Annotated in this window: 2 protein-coding genes and 2 pseudogenes; all 4 read right to left on the reverse strand. The window is 60.5% G+C overall.

What is annotated here, in order from left to right:
- Positions 1-115, reverse strand: a pseudogene (locus JHD73_RS27600) (50S ribosomal protein L4); the annotation flags it as partial.
- 11 nt (positions 116-126) lie between these two features.
- A complete protein-coding gene (rplC, locus tag JHD73_RS27605) occupies positions 127-780 on the reverse strand; it encodes a 50S ribosomal protein L3 (RefSeq protein ID WP_199033313.1) in 654 nt (217 codons plus the stop codon).
- Positions 781-1,072: 292 nt separating this feature from the next.
- Entirely contained in the window at positions 1,073-1,384 is a 312-nt protein-coding gene (gene rpsJ, locus JHD73_RS27610) for a 30S ribosomal protein S10 (protein ID WP_004634473.1), read from the reverse strand.
- Between the two features lie 106 nt (positions 1,385-1,490).
- Positions 1,491-1,617: pseudogene (gene tuf, locus JHD73_RS27615) on the reverse strand (elongation factor Tu); the annotation flags it as partial.

The following is a 1,617-nucleotide window of genomic DNA, read 5'->3' on the forward strand; positions in this document are numbered from 1 at the left end:
AAGCGACGACGATCTGGTGAACGAGGGCTTCGTTATAGTCACGACCGAACACTTCCGGCGAGGCAGCAACGCCAGCGCCGAGTTGACCGTTGTCCTGGAGCAGCTTCAGTTCCATGCGTTTGCTCCTTATGCCTTCTTGACGCGAGCCTTCACGGCCGGCGTGACGATGACTTGACCGCCCTTGGCGCCCGGGATTGCACCCTTGACCAGCAGCAGCTTGCGCTCTGCGTCGATCTTGGCGATTTCCAGGTTCTGAACGGTACGGGTGACGTCACCCATGTGACCGGTCATGCGCTTACCCGGGAACACGCGGCCCGGATCCTGCGCCATACCGATCGAGCCCGGCACGTTGTGCGAACGCGAGTTACCGTGCGTGGCGCGGCCCGACGAGAAGTTGTAACGCTTGATGGTACCGGCGTAGCCCTTACCAATCGTCACACCCTGGACGTCGATCTTTTGACCGACTTCGAACAGGTCGACGCTGATGTTCGCGCCGGGCTGGAATTCAGCGGCACGAGCGGCATCCACTCGGAATTCTTTGATAACTTCGCCCGCTTCCACGCCGGCTTTGGCGAGATGACCCGCCAGCGGCTTGGTGACGCGGCTGGCGCGTCGGGTGCCGAAGGTGACTTGAACCGCGGTATAACCGTCGGTCTCGTCCGTCTTGATTTGCGTCACGCGGTTGTCGCCGACCTCGAGCACGGTGACGGGAATCGAATCGCCGTCGTCCGTGAAAATACGGGTCATGCCAACCTTGCGACCTACAAGGCCAAGGCTCATGGTTTGCTCCATTCCCAGCTGCGATTGGCCGGGGCTGATTGATACTACGAATCTTGAACTGGACTGCGCCTAAAGAGACAGCGCGAGGCCAAATGGCCAGCCCACTCCCCTTGACTAAAGGGGTAGCCCTACACTATATCCCGCTCACAAACAATCTGCAAGCGCGATTACCGAATACGCGCCCGGGCGTCGTGCGCAGCGCAACATCCAGCGCCAAAAAGCGAAACGGCGAGCACTTGGCTCGCCGTTTGCCCGTTACCGGAGTGATCCGGCAGCGTTGTCTTGCTTACTCTTACTGCAGCTTGATCTCGACGTCCACGCCAGCCGGCAGGTCCAGCTTCATCAGCGCGTCAACAGTCTTGTCCGTCGGGTCGACGATGTCCATCAGGCGTTGGTGCGTGCGGATTTCGAACTGGTCACGGCTGGTCTTGTTGACGTGCGGCGAACGCAGAACGTCGAAACGCTGGATGCGGGTCGGCAGGGGCACCGGGCCCTTGACGATCGCGCCGGTGCGCTTGGCGGTTTCAACGATTTCAGCGGCCGACTGGTCGATCAGGCGATAGTCGAAAGCCTTCAGGCGGATACGGATCTTCTGGTTCTGCATGATGTTTCCTTAAAGAGCATGGCGGCCAGGCCGCCGGTAGATTGAAAGAGCGATGCAACAGGCGATGCGCCGCGCCCGTTACGGGGAGCAGCGCATCGATCCGCTTTTACTTGATGATCTTGGCAACGACGCCAGCGCCAACGGTACGGCCGCCTTCACGGATAGCGAAGCGCAGGCCTTCTTCCATGGCGATCGGGGCGATCAGCTTGACGGTGATCGACACGTTGTCGCCC

This window comes from Ralstonia sp. ASV6 (genome assembly GCF_016429285.1).
GTDB classification, from domain to species: Bacteria; Pseudomonadota; Gammaproteobacteria; order Burkholderiales; family Burkholderiaceae; genus Ralstonia; species Ralstonia flaminis.